The organism is Halomonas sp. DP8Y7-3, from assembly GCF_019801675.1.
Taxonomy (GTDB): Bacteria; Pseudomonadota; Gammaproteobacteria; order Pseudomonadales; family Halomonadaceae; genus Halomonas; species Halomonas litopenaei_A.
On sequence record NZ_JAHVIO010000002.1, the window covers coordinates 79,621 to 96,727 of the forward strand.

Annotated in this window: 14 protein-coding genes; 9 read left to right on the forward strand and 5 right to left on the reverse strand. The window is 62.8% G+C overall.

Features of this window, described 5'->3' with window-relative positions; translation table 11 throughout:
- Nucleotides 1–295: 295 nt before the first annotated feature.
- The 3 genes from KUV86_RS01790 to KUV86_RS01800 all read right to left on the reverse strand — a co-directional run bounded on the left by KUV86_RS01790 (nt 296) and on the right by KUV86_RS01800 (nt 5,084).
- Nucleotides 296–1,039, reverse strand: coding sequence for an SPOR domain-containing protein (locus KUV86_RS01790; protein ID WP_222483391.1), 744 nt, complete (start codon nt 1,037–1,039; stop codon nt 296–298).
- Between the two features lie 3 nt (nt 1,040–1,042).
- Nucleotides 1,043–2,728, reverse strand: coding sequence for an arginine--tRNA ligase (gene argS, locus KUV86_RS01795; protein WP_222483392.1), 1,686 nt, complete (start codon nt 2,726–2,728; stop codon nt 1,043–1,045).
- Between the two features lie 130 nt (nt 2,729–2,858).
- Nucleotides 2,859–5,084, reverse strand: a complete 2,226-nt coding sequence (locus KUV86_RS01800) for a primosomal protein N' (protein WP_222483393.1) — start codon at nt 5,082–5,084, stop codon at nt 2,859–2,861.
- A gap of 168 nt (nt 5,085–5,252) precedes the next feature.
- Here KUV86_RS01800 and rpmE point away from each other — a divergent pair, with 168 nt between their 5' ends.
- Nucleotides 5,253–5,465: a 50S ribosomal protein L31 gene (gene rpmE / locus KUV86_RS01805; protein WP_206940235.1), complete on the forward strand. Its 213-nt coding sequence runs from the start codon at nt 5,253–5,255 to the stop codon at nt 5,463–5,465.
- 377 nt (nt 5,466–5,842) lie between these two features.
- Nucleotides 5,843–7,114 (forward strand): malic enzyme-like NAD(P)-binding protein, encoded by a 1,272-nt coding sequence (locus KUV86_RS01810; RefSeq protein ID WP_206940233.1) that lies wholly within the window; start codon nt 5,843–5,845, stop codon nt 7,112–7,114.
- A 179-nt stretch (nt 7,115–7,293) separates the two neighbouring features.
- On the opposite strand, the gene KUV86_RS01815 is transcribed toward KUV86_RS01810, so the two are convergent.
- Together KUV86_RS01815 and KUV86_RS01820 are read right to left on the reverse strand one after the other, a co-directional pair.
- Nucleotides 7,294–8,055, reverse strand: a complete 762-nt coding sequence (locus KUV86_RS01815) for a YdiY family protein (protein ID WP_206940232.1) — start codon at nt 8,053–8,055, stop codon at nt 7,294–7,296.
- Between the two features lie 103 nt (nt 8,056–8,158).
- Entirely contained in the window at nt 8,159–10,687 is a 2,529-nt protein-coding gene (locus tag KUV86_RS01820) for a penicillin-binding protein 1A (RefSeq protein WP_206940230.1), read from the reverse strand.
- 237 nt (nt 10,688–10,924) lie between these two features.
- On the opposite strand from KUV86_RS01820, the gene pilM reads away from it, so the two are divergent.
- The 7 genes from pilM to aroB are packed head-to-tail and all read left to right on the forward strand — an operon-like array spanning nt 10,925 to nt 16,847.
- Nucleotides 10,925–11,977, forward strand: a complete 1,053-nt coding sequence (gene pilM, locus KUV86_RS01825) for a type IV pilus assembly protein PilM (protein WP_222483394.1) — start codon at nt 10,925–10,927, stop codon at nt 11,975–11,977.
- Nucleotides 11,974–12,531: a PilN domain-containing protein gene (locus KUV86_RS01830; protein WP_222483395.1), complete on the forward strand. Its 558-nt coding sequence runs from the start codon at nt 11,974–11,976 to the stop codon at nt 12,529–12,531. The genes pilM and KUV86_RS01830 overlap by 4 nt, the downstream gene beginning before the upstream one ends.
- The gene (locus KUV86_RS01835) at nt 12,528–13,256 is read left to right on the forward strand and encodes a type 4a pilus biogenesis protein PilO (protein WP_222483396.1); all 729 of its coding nucleotides are present in this window, start codon (nt 12,528–12,530) and stop codon (nt 13,254–13,256) included. Before KUV86_RS01830 ends, KUV86_RS01835 begins: the two co-directional genes overlap by 4 nt.
- Nucleotides 13,253–13,783 (forward strand): pilus assembly protein PilP, encoded by a 531-nt coding sequence (locus KUV86_RS01840; RefSeq protein ID WP_222483397.1) that lies wholly within the window; start codon nt 13,253–13,255, stop codon nt 13,781–13,783. Before KUV86_RS01835 ends, KUV86_RS01840 begins: the two co-directional genes overlap by 4 nt.
- 24 nt (nt 13,784–13,807) lie before the next feature.
- The gene (locus KUV86_RS01845; protein ID WP_315899909.1) at nt 13,808–15,184 is read left to right on the forward strand and encodes a type IV pilus secretin PilQ; all 1,377 of its coding nucleotides are present in this window, start codon (nt 13,808–13,810) and stop codon (nt 15,182–15,184) included.
- Nucleotides 15,184–15,732, forward strand: a complete 549-nt coding sequence (gene aroK / locus KUV86_RS01850) for a shikimate kinase AroK (RefSeq protein WP_206940219.1) — start codon at nt 15,184–15,186, stop codon at nt 15,730–15,732. Before KUV86_RS01845 ends, aroK begins: the two co-directional genes overlap by 1 nt.
- Nucleotides 15,729–16,847, forward strand: a complete 1,119-nt coding sequence (gene aroB / locus KUV86_RS01855; RefSeq protein ID WP_206940217.1) for a 3-dehydroquinate synthase — start codon at nt 15,729–15,731, stop codon at nt 16,845–16,847. The genes aroK and aroB overlap by 4 nt, the downstream gene beginning before the upstream one ends.
- The last annotated feature ends 260 nt before the right edge of the window (nt 16,848–17,107 follow it).

The window sequence follows — 17,107 nt, forward strand, 5'->3', positions numbered from 1 at the left end:
AGTGCTCTAATCTAAGTCATTCATTCGCGTGATAATTAGAAAATGTAAATGTGCTTGTATGGCGTGTTTTTGGGGTTTTTTCTGAGATACGTCACTGTTTCTTGTACCACAGTACGTGAAAGATGCGTTCTAAATGTGAGAGTTGCCTGAGCATATTCAGAGATATGATAGAGGGCAAAGAAAATGAGCCATATGGCTGATGCCGTGTCGAAAACAACAAGGCCCGCTCCTGGGGTAGATCAGGAAGCGGGCCTCGAGGTGTCAGCAAGGCGTCGTCAAGTGACGGGGTAAGGCATCAATTCTGCAGTTGAATCAGCAAGGGTTCGATACCTTGGGTGCTCATCAGGTCCTGGGCGCGTGCCAGCTCGTTGCGGTCGCTGTAAGGACCGACCTGCACCCGGTGCCATGTCGCCCCGCCGGTGGCCTCGACCTCACTGATCTTGGCCAGCAAGCCGAAGTCCTTGAGCCGGCCAGCCAGTTGACGTGCATCACCCACTTCACGAAATGACGCTGCCTGCAGCATGTAGCGGCGTTCGGCGCTACGGGGCGTCTCGGAGGGCGTGCTCGCCGATGTGTCCTCGCGGGAGTTGGCGGCGATCACGGCGGCAATGGGGTCATCGTCCGAGATGGAATCATCACTGGACGTTGCCGCTTCCGGTCGACGAGCCGTGGACTCGGGCACTTCCTCGTCTGACGCAATGACCTCTGACTCGGGGAGCAGGGTGTAGAACTCGAAGGTCGGCATGGGCGGTTCGCTGTCGCTGCTCTGACCTTGTCCGCCGCTGGTGGAAGTACTACTTGTTCCACCGCCCTGGCCATCATTGCTCGATGGCTTGGGCAGTACCGCAGCGATCGGCGATCGCGGATCCTGCCATGGCGCGGTGCCGTTCTGGTGGTGTGCCAGCAGAAAGCCAGCCGCCAGGCCGACGGCCGCCCACAGCCAGCCGGGAATGCCGCCGCGGCCGCGCGTGGAGGGCTGTTTGCGCTTCTGGCTGCTGGTGGCTCCCCGCTTGCGGGGCGGCGCCTTGCGAGTGGCCATGGCTTACATCTCCTCCGGCGCGCCGACGCCCATCAGGTCAAGCCCATTACGCAGCACTTGGCGGGCAGCAAGGCCCAGTGCCAGGCGGGCATTGCGCAAGGCAGCGTCCTCGACCATGACCTTGCAGGCGTTGTAGCAGCTGTGGAAATCGGCAGCGAGGTCCTGCAGATACTGGGCGATCTGCTGGGGCTCGCGAGCCTTGGCGGCGTGTTCGACCACCTCGGGGTAGCGGGCCAGGCGATTGAGCAGCGCCTTTTCCTGATCCGCTTCGAGCAGGCCCAAGTTGGCCATGCCCGTGGCGTGGTCGAAGGCCAGGCCTTCGCTCTCAGCCTTGCGCAGCACGCTGCAGACGCGGGCGTGGGCGTACTGCACGTAGTAGACCGGGTTGTCATTGGACTGGGAGCGCGCCAGATCAATGTCGAAGGTCAGCTGGGAGTCTGCCCGCCTGGCAGCGAGGAAGAAACGGGTGGCATCTCGCCCGACCTCATCGATCAGGTCTCGCAGGGTGACATAGCTTCCTGCGCGCTTGGACAGCTTGACCTCGACCCCTGAACGGGTCACCAGCACCATCTGGTGCAGCACGTAGTCGGGCCAGCCCTTGGGAATACCCACGTCCAGGGCTTGCAGCCCTGCGCGTACCCGGGTCACGGTGGAATGGTGGTCCGCCCCCTGCTCATTAACGACGGTGGTGAAACCCCGTTGCCACTTGTCGAGGTGGTACGCCACATCCGGCAGGAAGTAGGTGTAGCCGCCCTCGCTCTTGCGCATTACCCGGTCCTTGTCATCGCCAAAGTCCGTGGTGCGCAGCCACTGAGCGCCGTCCTGCTCATAGGTGTGACCATTCTCCGTCAGGCGGCGTGCGGTTTCCTCGACCTTGCCGTCTTCGTACAGCGAGGACTCCAGGAAGTACACGTCGAAGCTGACGCCGAAGGCGCGCAGGTCGAGATCCTGCTCCCGGCGCAGATAGGCGACGGCGAAGTCGCGGATGGCCTCGAGGTCATCGGGATCGCCCTTGCCGGTCACATGGCGATCGTCGGCATGGACGGTGTCACCGGCCAGGTAGGCGTTGGCCACGTCGGTGATATAGTCGCCGCGGTAGCCGTCCTCCGGCCATCCTGCGTCGTCTGGCCCGAGACCCTTGGCGCGGGCCTGGACGGACAGCGCCAGGTTGCTGATCTGAGCGCCTGCATCGTTGTAGTAGAACTCGCGGGTGACGTCGTAGCCGGTGGCCTCAAGCAGGCGACACAGGCAGTCGCCGACGGCAGCGCCACGGCCATGTCCCACGTGCAGCGGGCCGGTCGGGTTGGCCGAGACGAATTCCACCTGCACCTTCTCTCCCTGGCCTGTCAGGCTGCGGCCGAACGTATCGCCAGCATCCAGCACGTGGCGCACGACCTGGGCAGCGGCATCCGTGGCGGCGAAGAAGTTGATGAAGCCTGGGCCCGCGATGTCGACCTTGGCGACAGCATCGCTTTGCGGGAGAGCGGCCACCAGTTTTTCCGCTATCTGGCGCGGGGCTGACTTGGCGGGCTTGGCCAGCATCAAGGCGAGGTTGGTGGCGTAGTCACCGTGAGCCTTGTCCTTGGTCGGATCGACCTTGTAGGTGGGGGCGAGTTCCTGGGGAATGACTTCCTGCTGCTTGAGCTCGGCAAGGGCGGCATCCAGCAGCGCAACGATAGTGTCTTTCATGAGGCGTCTATGTCCTGTGGCACGGTGGCCGAGCGCGGCGATCAGGGCGCCAGTCGGCAGGCAGACCGTGCATTATCGATCATTGCGTCCAGCCTTTAAAGGCCGGACGTCTGCTCATGGAAATTCCGGATCAGCTCAGGCTCTGAGGGTCGACATCGATCGACCAACGAACGCGTCGGGCGTCGGGCCAGGCCTCCAGCCGCTGTGCCAGCCACGCCAGGGCAGGGTGCAGCTGACTGCGCTTGTCAGACATCAGCGCCAGCTGCAAGTGGTAACGATTCTGTCGCCGCTCCATGGGGGCGGGCACTGGGCCGAGGCAGTCGAGTTCGAGCGCCTGTTGCTTGATGTGATCGCGCAATTCGCGGGCGAGCTCTCGTGCCAGGGTGGTCAGTGCCTCTTCTCGAGGCCCCTCCATGCGCAGCAGGGCCATGAAACGGTAGGGAGGAAGGGCGGCGATGCGTCGCTCATCCAGCAGTGTCTGGGCCAGAGCGTCATAACCCCGGTCTGCCAGCAAACGGAGGTTCGGGTCGTCCGGGTGCATGGTCTGTACCAGCACCCTGCCCGGGTGGGCCGCGCGCCCGGCGCGGCCGGCCACCTGCTCGAGCAGCTGGGCGGAATGCTCGAGGGCACGAAAGTCGCTGGCATAGAGGCCGGCGTCGGCATTGACCACGACCACCAGCGTGACGTGAGGCAGATGGTGTCCCTTGGCAAGCATCTGAGTGCCCACCAGGATGGCCGGCTCGCCCCGGCGCACCTCCGTCAGCATCTTCTCCAGGGCATCCTTGGTACGGGTACTGTCACGATCGATACGATGCACGGGAACGTCGGGAAAACTCTCCGCCAGGCTTTCCTCGGTGCGCTCGGTGCCGCTGCCCAGCGGGCGCAGGTCAGCACTGCCACACTCTGGGCAGGCGTCGGGAAGGACTCGCCGGCGGTCGCAGTGGTGGCAGGCCAGCATCGGAGGCTGGCGATGCCACGTCATGCGTGCATCGCAATGATCGCAGTCCGCCATCCAGCCGCAAGCATGGCAGGACAGGGTAGGAGCAAAGCCGCGGCGATTGATGAACACAAGGACCTGATGTCCGGCGCTCAGAGTGGCCTTGATGGCGTCGATAACCGGTGGAATCAGGCCTCCGCGGCGAGTGCGCCCCTTCAGGTCGACAAGCTCCAGGCGAGCGGGAGCGTGGCGGGTGGCTCGCTTGGTCAGCCGCAGGTGGGCGTAGTCCCCTGTCAACGCGCGATGCAGGCTTTCCAATGAGGGTGTAGCGCTACCCAATAGTAGCGGGATCTGGTCGCGCTTGGCGCGCACCACCGCCAGGTCTCGCGCATGGTAGCGCAGTCCGTCCTGCTGCTTGAAGGAGCCGTCGTGCTCTTCATCGACGATGATCAGGCCTGGCCTCGCCAGCGGCGTAAAGATGGCCGAGCGGGTGCCGATGATGATCAGTGCTCTGCCGCTGGCAGCGGCTTCCCAGGCATCCAGGCGTTCATGGTCGGTCAGACCGGAGTGCAGCGCAACGACGGGCACACGGAAGCGCTGGCGGAAGCGTCCCAGGGTCTGGGGGGTAAGCCCGATTTCCGGAATCAGCACCAAGGTCTGGCGACCTTTGGCCGCGACGGCCTCGATCAGCTGCAGGTAGACCTCGGTCTTGCCGCTTCCCGTGACACCGTGCAGCAGACACGGGTGAAAGCGATCCAGGCCCTGGTGCAACCGATTGAGCGCTTTCGCCTGTTCGTCGTTCAGGCTGAGGGCGGGGCTGGCGAGAAGGCCCTTGGTGTCGTCCGTGGGGGCCGCGGCGAGCGCTTCCTCATGGCGGATGATCAGTCCCTTGGCTTCCAGGGAGCCCAGCTGGTCTCGGCTGAAGGACTGTGCCAGGACCACCTGGGTCGTCAGGCCATGCGGATGCTGGCCCAGCATCTCGAGCAGTGCGGCCTGTCGAGGCGCGCGTCCCAGTCGCGAGCGGTCGGCGTTGGCATTGATCATCCAGCGTTCACGGGTGCGGGCCTGCAGTGGTCGCCCCTGGCGGAGGAGCACCGGCATGGCATGTGCCAGGGTGTCGCCCAGCGCATGTTGATAGTAGCGTGCGGTGAACCGGCACAGCCAAAGCCAGTCCGCCGGTAGCGGCGTGCTGTCGATACAGCTCTGAATGGGCTTCAGTTTGTCCAGTGGGAAGTCGCTGTCATCGGCGCAGGCCACGATGACGCCCACCACCTGCCGACGACCGAATTCGACGCGCACGCGCAGGCCCTCCTGCCAGCCGTCGGGCGGAACTGGGCCGCCAGGACGGTAGTCGAACAGTCTGCGCAGAGGTGAGGGAATAGCAATGCGCAGTACGCGCGGGGCAGGGGTGTCAGGCAATTGGCCTCCACAATGAAGTCTGCTAGAATGCTCCGCCGCCTGTAACAGGCAGGCGGTTCACCGGCCGGCACGGTGGTGCGTCACAGCATGCACGATGGCCGTGCCATTACCTGTATGCGGTGCCTGGCAATGGATCAGGTGGCGGCATACCGAAAAGTGAGGTTCACGATGAAACAAGGTATCCACCCGGATTACAAGACGGTCAACGCGACTTGCTCCTGCGGCGCCAGCTTCGAAGTCGGCTCCACTGTCGGTCACGACCTGCACCTGGACGTCTGCTCTCAGTGCCACCCCTTCTACACTGGCAAGCAGAAGCAGGCTACCACCGGTGGCCGCGTCGAGCGCTTCAACAAGCGCTTCGGTGCTGCACTCAAGCGTTGATCGTCTGATGGGCGCCGTCGTCAGGCGACGGCGCAATGTCATGATGACGCTCGGGCTTTGCCCGTCACAAACCCGCCAGCATTGGCGGGTTTGTTGTATCTGGAGGACGCATCGCACCACGTTTCTGGGTATCGCTGTTGCGGCGCATCAATGCGTAAGATGTCGCTGAGGTCTAGTCTTCTAAGGACTGTTGCGTCGCTCGGCTGATGGATTCAGCGCTTTGTTAGACGTTGGTGCAATGCAGCAAAAGTTGTCGACATTGTCAGCGAACATCTTCAAACGAGCGTGTAAATATCGCTTTTGGTGCCAATGTTGAGAAATGGAATATTTTTCTATATTGTGTGGCCACGTTCCACAAGGATATCCGGACACCAAGCATGACAGACGCAAAGAAGCAGGCTGCGCTGGACTATCACGCACTTCCCATTCCCGGCAAACTGTCGGTCGAGCTGACCAAGCCGACGGCCACCGCCAAGGACCTGGCGCTTGCCTATAGTCCTGGCGTGGCGGAGCCCGTCCGCGAAATCGCTCGGGACCCGGAGAATGCCTATCGCTATACCGGCAAGGGCAACACCGTCGCGGTGATTTCCGATGGCACTGCCATCCTTGGCCTTGGCAACCTCGGTCCGCTGGCCAGCAAGCCGGTCATGGAAGGCAAGGGGGTGCTGTTCAAGTGCTTTGCCGGCATCAACTCGGTCGATATCGAGGTCGATGCCGAGAGTCCGCAGGCGTTCATCGACACGGTGGCACGCATTGCCGACAGCTGGGGTGGCATTAATCTCGAGGACATCAAGGCGCCGGAGTGCTTCGAGATCGAGCAGGCCCTTGTCGAGCGCTGCAAGATCCCGGTCTTCCATGATGACCAGCACGGCACCGCCATCGTGACGGCGGCGGGCATGCTGAATGCGCTCGATATCGCCGGCAAGTCGCTTGAGCAGGCGCGGATCGTCTGCATGGGGGCTGGTGCTGCTGCAATTGCCTGCATGAAGCTGCTGGTGGCTTGTGGGGCGAATCCCGCCAACCTGGTGATGCTCGACCGCAAGGGAGTCATCCATAGCGGGCGGGAAGACCTGAATCAGCACAAGGCGATGTTTGCGGTAGATACCGACAAGCGCACCCTGGACGACGCCATCGATGGTGCGGATGTCTTTATCGGCCTGTCCGGCCCCGGCCTGATGACGGCCGACCATATCCGCAAGATGGCCAAGGATCCCATCGTCTTTGCCTGCACCAACCCGGATCCCGAGATTCATCCCGATCTGGCCCGGGAAACCCGCCCGGACGTCATCATGGCGACGGGGCGGTCTGACTACCCCAATCAGGTCAATAATGTGCTGGGTTTCCCGTTCATCTTCCGTGGCGCGCTGGATGTGCGTGCAACTCGCATCAATGAGGAGATGAAGGTAGCAGCGGTCCATGCGCTCAAGGACCTTGCCCGCGAGCCTGTTCCTCAGGCGGTGCTGGATGCCTACGAGCGTGACGCCATGAGCTTTGGCCGGGAATACATCATTCCGACCCCTGTGGATGTGCGCCTGCTGGAGCGAGTGACCTCCGCCGTCGCCCAGGCGGCTGTCGACTCAGGGGTGGCACGCAAGCCCTACCCTTCGCACTATCCGCTGAAGACCATCGACGACGTCTACGGCAGCTGAGTGCCGCCTCAAGCGTGGCGCTATGGTCATGCGGTAATGAAAAAGCCCTCCACAGGAGGGCTTTTTTTGTACGGGCTTTTTTGTATGGGCGGGCTCAATCAGGGAGCGCAGAGCTTGGTGTGTCGAGAGAGGATGGTTCACCAACGCTGGCACGGGCGCTGATCCAGGCTGACGTCGTCTTAGAACTCGTAGCGTAATGAGGCTGACGTAATTCGATCCGTCCGTGCTTCGGCGTCTTCGGGTGGATCCGAGTTGTGCTTTATCTCATGCGACAGTCGCAGCGACATGTGCGCATTGATCCGGGTATCGAGTGCGGTGTAAGAGCGTAGCGTCGAGTTCTTGCGCGTGGTCTCGACCGAGAGTTCCTGTTCAAGACTGGCGCTGGCGCTCAGGATGTAGCCGGCTTCCATGGCGCCGTAGGCGACGGCTAGGCGCTGATCGTCCTCGTCGGGCAGGATGTCTGCGCGATAGCCTGGGCCTGCCTCAAGCTCAAGGTGGGCGCGGGGAGAGTCGAGGATCTGCCGGCCGTAACCGGTAATGGCGGTGAACTGATGATCGTAGCCGCTGAAACGATCCTTCTCCCAGCGACCGAAGGCAAACAGATAGTGAGGACCTACCAGCTCGCGGCGCTGACGAAACGAGGTCATGTAGCGTTCGGCGCTGGTTTCACTGTCCTCGCTGGCATGGCGGGCTTCGGCCCGAAAGCGCGATAGCCAGGCGCCGTTAAGCCAGGTCAGCTGGGTCTTGCCCAGCACGGTCTCGGTATTGGTATTGCCGGAGAGGCGGGTATAGCCAAATTCGACATGCCCGATAAAGTCGGGGGCGTCGTCGTTAGGCGCTGCAGGGGCGTAGAAGGAATCGGCCAGGGATGGCGATATCGGCACAAAAAGCCCAAAGAAGCACAGTGTGGCTGCCAGCGTGCGTAAGCGGGAAAGCACCATGTGGTGGTCACCTGGATAAGGCTAGGGGAAGAGATCAGGATGCCGCCATGGCGGCAGTCTTGCTTCTCCCCCGGGCGGGGGAGAAGCGACTTGCGGGATGAGGCTAGAAGATAGCTTCGTAGGCGCCAGTGCCCTGGGAGCCGCTGTGACGCTCCACGGCGCTTTCCACGCGACGGGGCTGGACACTGGGCATGTGATCTTCGTCGAAGATTTCCTCGATGCCACCGCCCTGGTTGTCGCCGAGTAACCGGCCGGTGTTGGCGTCTACGCGGGCCGTCACGATACCTGGCGGCTGCGGCGGAATGTTCTCCGGCTTGCCCGCCAGCGCCTGGCCCATGAAGTCGACCCAGATCGGCAGTGCGGCCTGGGCGCCGTACTCCGCCGTGGGAGTGTTGTCGTCCTTGCCGACCCATACGGTGGTGGCGTAGTCGCCGTTGAAGCCCGCGAACCAGGCGTCGCGCTGATCGTTGGTGGTACCGGTCTTGCCGACGATATCGCTGCGCTCAAGGGAGAGCGCGCGACGAGCGGTGCCGCGTTCGACCACGTCACGCAACATGTCACGCAGCAGGTAGACCGCGCGGGCATTGGCCACCCGCGGAGCGACTTCATAGGTCTTGCCGTCGATCTCGGTGGTGCTTTGTCCTTCCTCGCACTCACGGCATGCCACCCGCGGGCTTGCCTCTTCCACCAGCGTCTGTTGCTCACCCTGGGTAATCTTTTCGATAAACCAGGGAGTGACGCGGAAACCGCCGTTGGCGAGCACGGCGTAGGCATTGGTCATCTCCAGTGGCGTCAGGCTGGCGCTACCCAGGGCCAGTGACAGCCCGTTAGGCAGACGCTCTCGGGAGAAGCCGAAGTCGACCAGAAAGTCGATGGTGCGATCAAGGCCAATGCTTTGCAGCAGGCGGATGGTGACCAGGTTGCGCGATCGTGCCAGGCCAGTGCGCAGACGGGTCGGGCCAAGGAAGTCGCCGCTGGAGTTCGATGGGCGCCACAGTTCGTTGCTGCCGTCGTTGAGCACGACGGGGGCGTCGTTGATCACGGTGGCGGGGGTCACATCGCCGCTGTTGAGGCCTGCCAGGTAGATAAACGGCTTGAAGATCGAGCCTGCCTGGCGACGTGCCTGAATGGCGCGGTTGAACTTGCTGGCATCGAAGTCAAAGCCCGCCTGCAGGGCCAGAATCGCGCCGGTCTTGGGATCCATCACCACCAGCGAGCCTTCCGCATCGGGCTGCTGGGAGAGTCGCCAGCTGTCGTCTTCGCGCTGCAGAATGCGCACGAGATCACCGCGGCTGGCGATCTGGGAGGCTGCCGTGGGCTTGGCCCCACGATAGCGAGCGCTCTTGTAAGGAGCTGCCCACTCAAGGCCCGCCCAGTCCAGGGTGATCAACTGGCTGTCGTGGGTGAGGACCTTCATTTCACGGCCATCGGTCGCCACCACAATGGCGGGCTCCAGGGGGCCGAAGGAGGGGGTGCGCTCGAGCACTTGCAGCCAGTTGCTGACGTCGCCATCGATGCCTTCGACCGTTGTCTGGCTGCGTTCTGCGGCACGACGAGCGGTTTCCATCACCTCGGGTGAGCCTGACAGCTCTTCTTCCAGGCCAGTGCGCTCGGTCTGGTCCTGCGCTTCTGCCAGACTTTGCGGGATATCGGTGTCTTCCGGGCCGCGCCAGCCGTGGCGGGTATCGTAGGCGATCAGGCCATTGGCCAGCGCCTGCCGCGCCATGGGCTGCAGCTCGCTGTCGATGGTCGTGGTGATGCGATAGCTGCCGGTATAGGCCTCGTCACCGAAACGCTCGGTGGCGAACTGCCGCGCCATCTCCGCGACATAATCGGCCTGAACTTCGGCACGGGCGACGTGACGGCTAGCCGTGATCGGGGCCTGGACGGCGTCGTCGTAGGCTGCCTGGTCGATATACCCGAGCTCGCGCATGCGGAACAGGATCCAGTTGCGGCGAATCAGAGCGCGTTCGGCATTGGCCAGCGGGTTGAAGGACGAAGGCGCCTTGGGCAGCCCGGCAATCATGGCGCTTTCGGCCAGGGTCAGTTCGTCCAGCGGCTTGTCATAATAGACCTCTGCCGCAGCGGCAATGCCGTAGGCGCGGTGGCCCAGGAAGATCTTGTTGACGTACAGCTCCATGATTTCCTGCTTGGACAGAATCTGTTCCATCTGCAGCGACAGCAGGATTTCACGCAGCTTGCGGGTAAAGGTGCGGTCCAACGTCAGCAGATAGTTTCTCGCTACCTGCATGGTGATGGTCGAACCCCCGGACTGGGGCGTGCCGCCGCTGGTGATCAGCTGCTTGACGGCCCGCGCCAGCCCTTTCGGATCCACCCCCGGGTGTTCAAAGAACGCCGCGTCCTCAGCGGCCATCAGGGCCTGCAGCATGGGCTCGGGGATCTCATCGAAATCGACGGGCATACGGCGTTCCTCGCCGAATTCGCCAATCAGCTGGTTGTCCCTGGTGTAGATGCGCAGCGGGGTCTGCAGCTCGAAGTCCTGCAGCTGGCGGACATCGGGAAGACCGGGCGCAAAATAGAGGGCGGCACCAACGACACCCAAGGCTGCTGCGGCGCCCAGTGAGATCACTAGCCACACGGCAGAGAATAAGAGCGTTCTGAGATACTTCATGAAATCGCGGTGTCCATGCTGAAAACGAAAACGGCGGGGTATATCACTGAAAAAGGCAATCCTTTGCGTCGGCCATTATAGGAACTGGGCGCAGCCGTCACCACCTTTGTGACGAATTACCCGCCTTGTTGCACAAAGTCGTGGCATAGATCAGTAACCTCTTGCCTACGGTTGGCTAGGCTGGCACCACGGTAATGTGCATCGGGTGCATGCCATAGCTGCGGATGCGACGACGACATGTGGTTTACCTCAAGGGCCAATGGCCTGGTGGGTGTGGATATCACGTCTGCCACGGTCAAGCTGATCGAGCTTGAGTCGGTAGCGGGTGGCCACCGAGTGGTCAGCCATGCGGTGGGACCCTTGCGCCAGGGAGCCGTGGTCGAACGCCGTATTCGCGATATGGGCGAGGTGATCGAGGTCTTGTCCCGTGTCGTCGAGCGCGCCGCCCCGCGCAGTCGGCATGCCGCCGTGGCGGTCCCTTCTGGAGCGGCGATCACACGCTTGCTGCGTTTCCCGGCGGACTTGAACGAGGACCAGGTCGAAGCCCGGATCGAGTGGGAGTCTGACAAGCACATTCCGTTTCCGTTCCGTGAGGTGGCATTCGACTTTCAATGCCTCGGTGAGTGTGTCGATGATCCGGCATTTCGGGAGTGGTTGCTGGTGGCGTGTCGACGCCACGATGTCGAGCAATTGACCCAGGCGCTGGAGGCCAGTGGGCTGGTGCCGGCCGCCGTCGATGTGGAGAACTTTGCCATCGAACGAGCCATGGCTGGGCTCTATCGGCGTCTGCAGATGGGGGATGAGGCCTTGGCGCTGGTGGATGTTGGTGCCTATCTCAATGCGCTGCATGTGCTTGAGGCAGGGCGGATTATCTATAGCCACGACAGTCTTTACGGCGGCATGCAGTTGACCGAGGCCATCCAGCGTCACTACGGCATGAGTCTTGATGAAGCGGGTTTCGCCAAGAAACGCGGCGGCTTGCCGGGGGACTATGGGCAGGCCGTGCTGCTGCCGTTTCTCGATACCTTGATCGGCCATATCGAAAACTCGCTCCAGCTCTATCGCGTGTCGGGAGGATTTCGCCCGCTGAGTCGCCTGTTGGTGGCGGGGGGCACCAGCCTGATCGGCGGCTTCGCCGAACGGCTATCTGAGTCGATCGGATTGCCGGTCAGCCTGGTCGATCCGCTGGAGGGCATGAGCATTGCATCATCCCTGGACGTCGACGCCGTGCGCGCCGAGGCCCCCGCGCTGCTGACCGCCTGTGGCCTGGCGCTGAGGGGGCGGGCATGAGCCGGGTGCGCATCAATCTGCTCGATTGGCGCGACGCGGCCAGGGTGCGGCGTACCCATGGCTTCTGGCTGACGGTGGTCATGGCTGCAGCAGCAGGCGTGGGAGTGGCCTTGCTGGCGTCGCTGTGGCTGCAGTGGCAGCTGTCGTTGATGGCTGAGCGCGACCAGCACGTGCAGCAGGCGATGACGCAGCTCGAGGCAACGTCGCGGGAAATGGCGGACCTTGACCGGCAGCTGGCGCTGCTTGACCAGGAAGAGGCACTGCTGTCTCGCTTGCAGGACCAGCGTCGGCAGACCCTGGATGTGGTCAATGGTCTGGCTGCGACGCTGGTCAATGGCGTGCGTTATGACCGGGTCGAGCGCCGCGATGATGCGCTTATCCTCGAGGGGGAGGCGGTCGACAGTGCGCGCCTGGTCGAGCAGCTGCGTGCCCTTGAGCGAGTGCCGACGTTCCTGGAGCCGCAGCTGTCTCGGGTAGGGGCACAGCATGGTCGCCAGCACTTTGTCGTGCAGTTGCAGCTGGCGTCCCACGCCGTCGAGAGGCCAAGGCCATGATGCCGTCACTGGATAGGCGCAGGGCGGTGGGGCATGGGGCCGACGCGATAGCGGGGGTGCCATCATCGCGCTCCCGGTGGCTGCGCCTAAGGGAAGAGTGGCGTCGCTTGGGTGTGGTCGACTGGCGACGGTTGGAGCTGGGTGAGGCCGGGCGCTGGCCATGGATGTTGCGCGTGCTGGTGGGCTCCAGCGCCTTTTGCGTTGCGCTTGTTGTGACGCTGGTGTGCTACGTGCGACCGCTGGCGATACGCCTGGAGCAGCTTGAGCTGCAGGAGCAGCAGGCGATCGGGGAGTTTGAAGCGCGGGCGCGTGAGCTGGCGGAGCTGGATCGCATGAAGCGCGTGCTGGTGAATCTGGATCAGATGGTCAGCGAGCGTCGGCAGATGCTGCCGGATGGGGCTGATATCCCCTCGCTGCTTGAAGGTATCGGGGATGAGGCCAGAGCCCGGGGGCTGGCACTGCAGGAGCTGGCGCTGTGGCAGCCTCGTCCGCTGGCGCTCTATGTGGAGCGTCCCTTCGAGCTGCGGGTGCGGGGGGGATATCACGCCATCGGTGGCTTTATCGCTGACCTCGCCAATCTGCCGCGCTTGGTGACCATTCACGACTTCAGTCTGCTGCCCGTGGAAGGCCAGCTTGAGCTGAGTGCTCGGGTGCAGACCTACAGTATTGGCGATGCGTCGGCCGCCGCTGTGCGAGTCTCCGATGAGCAGGTACGGCGTCAATGAGCAGCCGCTGTCGGGGAGAGTTCACCCGTCTGTGGCTGGTTCTGGCCTGTGTCATGACGGGCTGTGTCTTGACGGGCTGTGAACACGACAGCCTGGAAGCGTTGGATGAACGACTGGCGGCGGCGCTGACCACCGAATGGCGCCAGCCGGCAGGAGAGCTGCCTGAGAGCGTTGAGCTTCCGATTCTTCACTACCTGTATGCCGAGTCGAGAAGCCCCTTTCGCTTCGCCGGCCAGGTGCAGCGCGATCCCCAAGGGTTGGCCGCCTTTGCTCTGGACGAATTGACCCTGGTCGGGGTGCTGGAGCGCCAGTCCCAGCGCTGGGCCTTGTTCGAGACGCCTGGAGGGCGGGTGCATGCCGTAATGGAGGGGCAGTCGCTGGCCTCTCCAGCGGTCAAGGTGGCGGCCATCGAACCCGATGCGGTCAGGCTGGAAGCCGATCATCCGGAGCATTATGCCTGGCGGGATCGCCTGGTGTCGGTGGGCGAAGGGCCAGCAGGGTCCGTCGTCGCCACAGCAACTCAATGACGCGGGGCGAACATGCAGAGACTGATGAAATCATGGCGCAGCCCGATGAAGGGCCGCAAGCACCGCAGGCGGGGGCTGTTGCTCTGGCTCGTGCCGGTCATCTTGGGAGTGGCGTCCTGCAGCGTGCAGGCGGCAGATTATCCGCAGGCGGACTATCAGGGCGCGCCGATCACGCTGAACTTCCAGGATGTCGAGGTGCGTTCCGTGCTGTCGGTGCTGAGTGACTTCACCGGCCTCAATATCGTGGTCAGTGATAGCGTCAGTGGTCGCGTCACGCTGAATCTCGATAACGTGCCCTGGGACCAGGCCCTGGAAATGGTGCTGCAGACCCAGGGGCTGGGTAGTCGCCGCCAGGGCGATATCCTGCTGGTGGCCCCGGTGGCGGAGCTTGCCGAGCGGGACCGACTCTCGTTGGAGGCCGCTTCTCGACGCGACCTGTTGGAGCCGCTGGTGACGGAGCATGTCGAGGTGCGCTATGCCAAGGCCAGTGAGCTGGCCGCGCTGCTGCGAGGTGAGAGTGGCTTTGGTCTGCTGACCGAGCGCGGCAGGGTCGCCACGGATCCGCGCACCAACACCTTGCTGATCCAGGATGTGCCGGCTCAGCTGCTCGAGATCAGAAGAACCCTGGCGCGGCTCGATGTACCGGTCAAGCAGGTACAGATCTCGGCGCGTATCGTCGTCGCCAGGGACAATACCGCCGAGGAAATCGGCGTCAACTGGGGTGTCAGCAGTCGCCATGGCAAGACCGTCGGCGATAGTGGGGATATCACCATCGGGGATGTGATTTCGGGCAATCGAGGGGATACCTACGGCGGCATGTCCGTGGACCTGGGAGATGCCCTGGAAGCGGGTAACTCTTTCAACATCGGCTATCTGGCCGGTGACGTGCTGCTGGACCTGGAGCTTCGAGCGCTGGAGAGCGAAGGCAAGAGCCAGACCATTTCCGAGCCCAGGGTGATTACTTCCAATCAGCATACGGCGCTGATCAAGCAGGGTACGGAGATTCCCTACCAGGAGTCCACTTCCAGTGGCGCCACCAACGTGGAGTTCAAGGAGGCCGTGCTGGCGCTGGAGGTAACGCCACAGATCACCGGTGACGACCGGGTGGTGATGGATCTGACCATCAACAACGATACCTTGGCCGAGCAGAGCATCGACGGCGAGCCCGCTATTGATACCAACGAGATTCAGACCCAGGTGCTGGTGGATGACGGTGAAACCGTGGTGTTGGGCGGAATTTTGACCACGCAGCAGCTGCATACCCTCTACAAGACCCCCTTGCTGGGTGACCTGCCGGTGCTGGGTAGGCTTTTTCGCTATACCGAGGACGTCAACGATAAGGTAGAGTTGTTGGTATTCATTACACCCCGGATACTCGACGACGGCCTGGCGAATCACTGATGCAGGATGTACCGAACCTGATTCTGATAGGCCCCATGGGGGCTGGAAAGAGCACCATCGGCCGCCTGCTGGCGGCCGAATTGTCACGTCCCTTCTACGACAGCGACCATGAGATCCAGGCACGCTGCGGCGCGGATATTCCCTGGATCTTCGATGTCGAGGGCGAGAGTGGCTTTCGCGATCGTGAAAGCAGCATGATCAGCGAGCTGGTCGATTACGACCAGGTCGTCATTGCCACGGGTGGTGGCGCCGTGCTGCGCGAGGAAAATCGACAGTGCATCCGGGAGGGTGGCACCGTCATCTATCTCTATACCACCGTGGAACAGCAGCTCAAGCGTACCGCCAAGGATCGCAACCGTCCGCTGTTGCAGCGCGGTGATCGCGAGCAGCTTTTGCGTGACATGTTTGCGCTGCGCGACCCGCTGTATCGTGCCACCGCCGACCTGGTAGTGCGTACGGATCGCCGCGGACCGCGCTCCGTGGTCAACGATATCGTGCGGCGTGTCCATCGTCTTCTCGACCCCCTGACTTGCAAGGCTTCCTCATGACCACCGCATCGATTGCTGATCCCTTGTCGTTGAACGTCTCCCTGGGAGAGCGTAGCTACCCCATCTATATCGGTGCGGGACTGATGGACCAGGGCGAGCGCCTGGTCTCGCACCTGTCCGGGCGGCAGGTGATGGTGGTGACCAATGAGACCGTGGCGGCGCACTACCTCGAGCGCCTGACGACGGCGCTCGCCCGGGCGGACGAAACGCTGCGTATCGAAACCCTGGTACTGCCCGATGGGGAGGCGTACAAGAATATCGAAGGGGTGTCGCGCATCTGGGATGCCTTGCTGGAGGCTGGCTTCAACCGCCGCTCGACGCTCGTGGCCCTGGGTGGCGGGGTGATCGGGGATATGGTCGGGTATGCCGCAGCGTCTTATCAGCGTGGCATCTCGTTCATTCAGGTGCCGACCACGCTGTTGTCTCAGGTGGACTCTTCGGTGGGAGGCAAGACCGGGGTCAATCATCCCCTGGGCAAGAATATGATTGGTGCCTTCTGGCAGCCCCGTGCCGTGCTGATCGATACGGCGACGCTGGCGACGCTGCCCCAGCGGGAGTTGTCCGCCGGGCTTGCCGAGGTGATCAAGTACGGCTTTATCTACGATCGCGCTTTTCTCGAATGGCTGGAGCAGCAGCTCGACGCGCTACGTCGGCTGGATGACGTGGCTCTGGCCACGGCCATCGAGCGTAGCTGTGCGATCAAGGCCGAGATCGTGGCCCTGGATGAAACCGAGCAAGGTGTTCGGGCGCTGTTGAATCTGGGCCATACCTTTGGTCATGCCATCGAGGCCCATATGGGCTACGGTGCCTGGTTGCACGGCGAGGCAGTGGGAGCGGGCATGATGATGGCTGCCGACCTGTCGATGCGGCTCGGATTTATCGATAGCGAAGCGGTCGACCGCACACGGCGGCTGATCGAGCGCTGTGGTCTCCCGGTGTCGGCGCCGGCCGAGATGAGTGTGGAGGACTTCGTGTCACGCATGAAGCTTGACAAGAAAAATCTCGACGATCGCATTCGACTGATCCTGCTGCAGGAGCTCGGCAAGGCCTGCGTCCATGATCAGACGCCATCCGCGGTCCTTCACGATTGCATCAAGGAGTTCCCGCGTTGCTGATGCTGGGCTGCGGCAGAGGGTAGTGCCCGACCGGTTTTGCTCGAGCGTGGATCGCCGGCGCCCGCCATTGTGCGGGCGTTTGCGTGTCTGAGGGTAGCGTCGCTCGCGACAGACTGATGCAAGGGGGGGGGGCTCCGTCAGTCTGTCAGCCAGTCACAGGCAATCAGGGCGGATGGCGAGCAGGTTCACGAACAGCGTTCATGCGTCGATCAGTATGTCATATGCCTGATCGGCATGGGGTGTCGACAGTTTTTACGACT

Bases quoted from the DNA above. Each gene is read 5' to 3' on its own strand.
- argS (WP_222483392.1), bottom strand. From the start codon at position 2,728: ATGAAAGACACTATCGTTGCGCTGCTGGATGCCGCCCTTGCCGAGCTC.
- rpmE (WP_206940235.1), top strand. From the start codon at position 5,253: ATGAAACAAGGTATCCACCCGGATTACAAGACGGTCAACGCGACTTGC.
- KUV86_RS01840 (WP_222483397.1), top strand. From the start codon at position 13,253: ATGAGCAGCCGCTGTCGGGGAGAGTTCACCCGTCTGTGGCTGGTTCTG.
- KUV86_RS01820 (WP_206940230.1), bottom strand. From the start codon at position 10,687: ATGAAGTATCTCAGAACGCTCTTATTCTCTGCCGTGTGGCTAGTGATC.
- KUV86_RS01835 (WP_222483396.1), top strand. From the start codon at position 12,528: ATGATGCCGTCACTGGATAGGCGCAGGGCGGTGGGGCATGGGGCCGAC.
- KUV86_RS01815 (WP_206940232.1), bottom strand. From the start codon at position 8,055: ATGGTGCTTTCCCGCTTACGCACGCTGGCAGCCACACTGTGCTTCTTT.
- KUV86_RS01845 (WP_315899909.1), top strand. From the start codon at position 13,808: ATGAAATCATGGCGCAGCCCGATGAAGGGCCGCAAGCACCGCAGGCGG.
- KUV86_RS01810 (WP_206940233.1), top strand. From the start codon at position 5,843: ATGACAGACGCAAAGAAGCAGGCTGCGCTGGACTATCACGCACTTCCC.
- aroK (WP_206940219.1), top strand. From the start codon at position 15,184: ATGCAGGATGTACCGAACCTGATTCTGATAGGCCCCATGGGGGCTGGA.
- pilM (WP_222483394.1), top strand. From the start codon at position 10,925: ATGTGGTTTACCTCAAGGGCCAATGGCCTGGTGGGTGTGGATATCACG.
- KUV86_RS01830 (WP_222483395.1), top strand. From the start codon at position 11,974: ATGAGCCGGGTGCGCATCAATCTGCTCGATTGGCGCGACGCGGCCAGG.
- aroB (WP_206940217.1), top strand. From the start codon at position 15,729: ATGACCACCGCATCGATTGCTGATCCCTTGTCGTTGAACGTCTCCCTG.
- KUV86_RS01790 (WP_222483391.1), bottom strand. From the start codon at position 1,039: ATGGCCACTCGCAAGGCGCCGCCCCGCAAGCGGGGAGCCACCAGCAGC.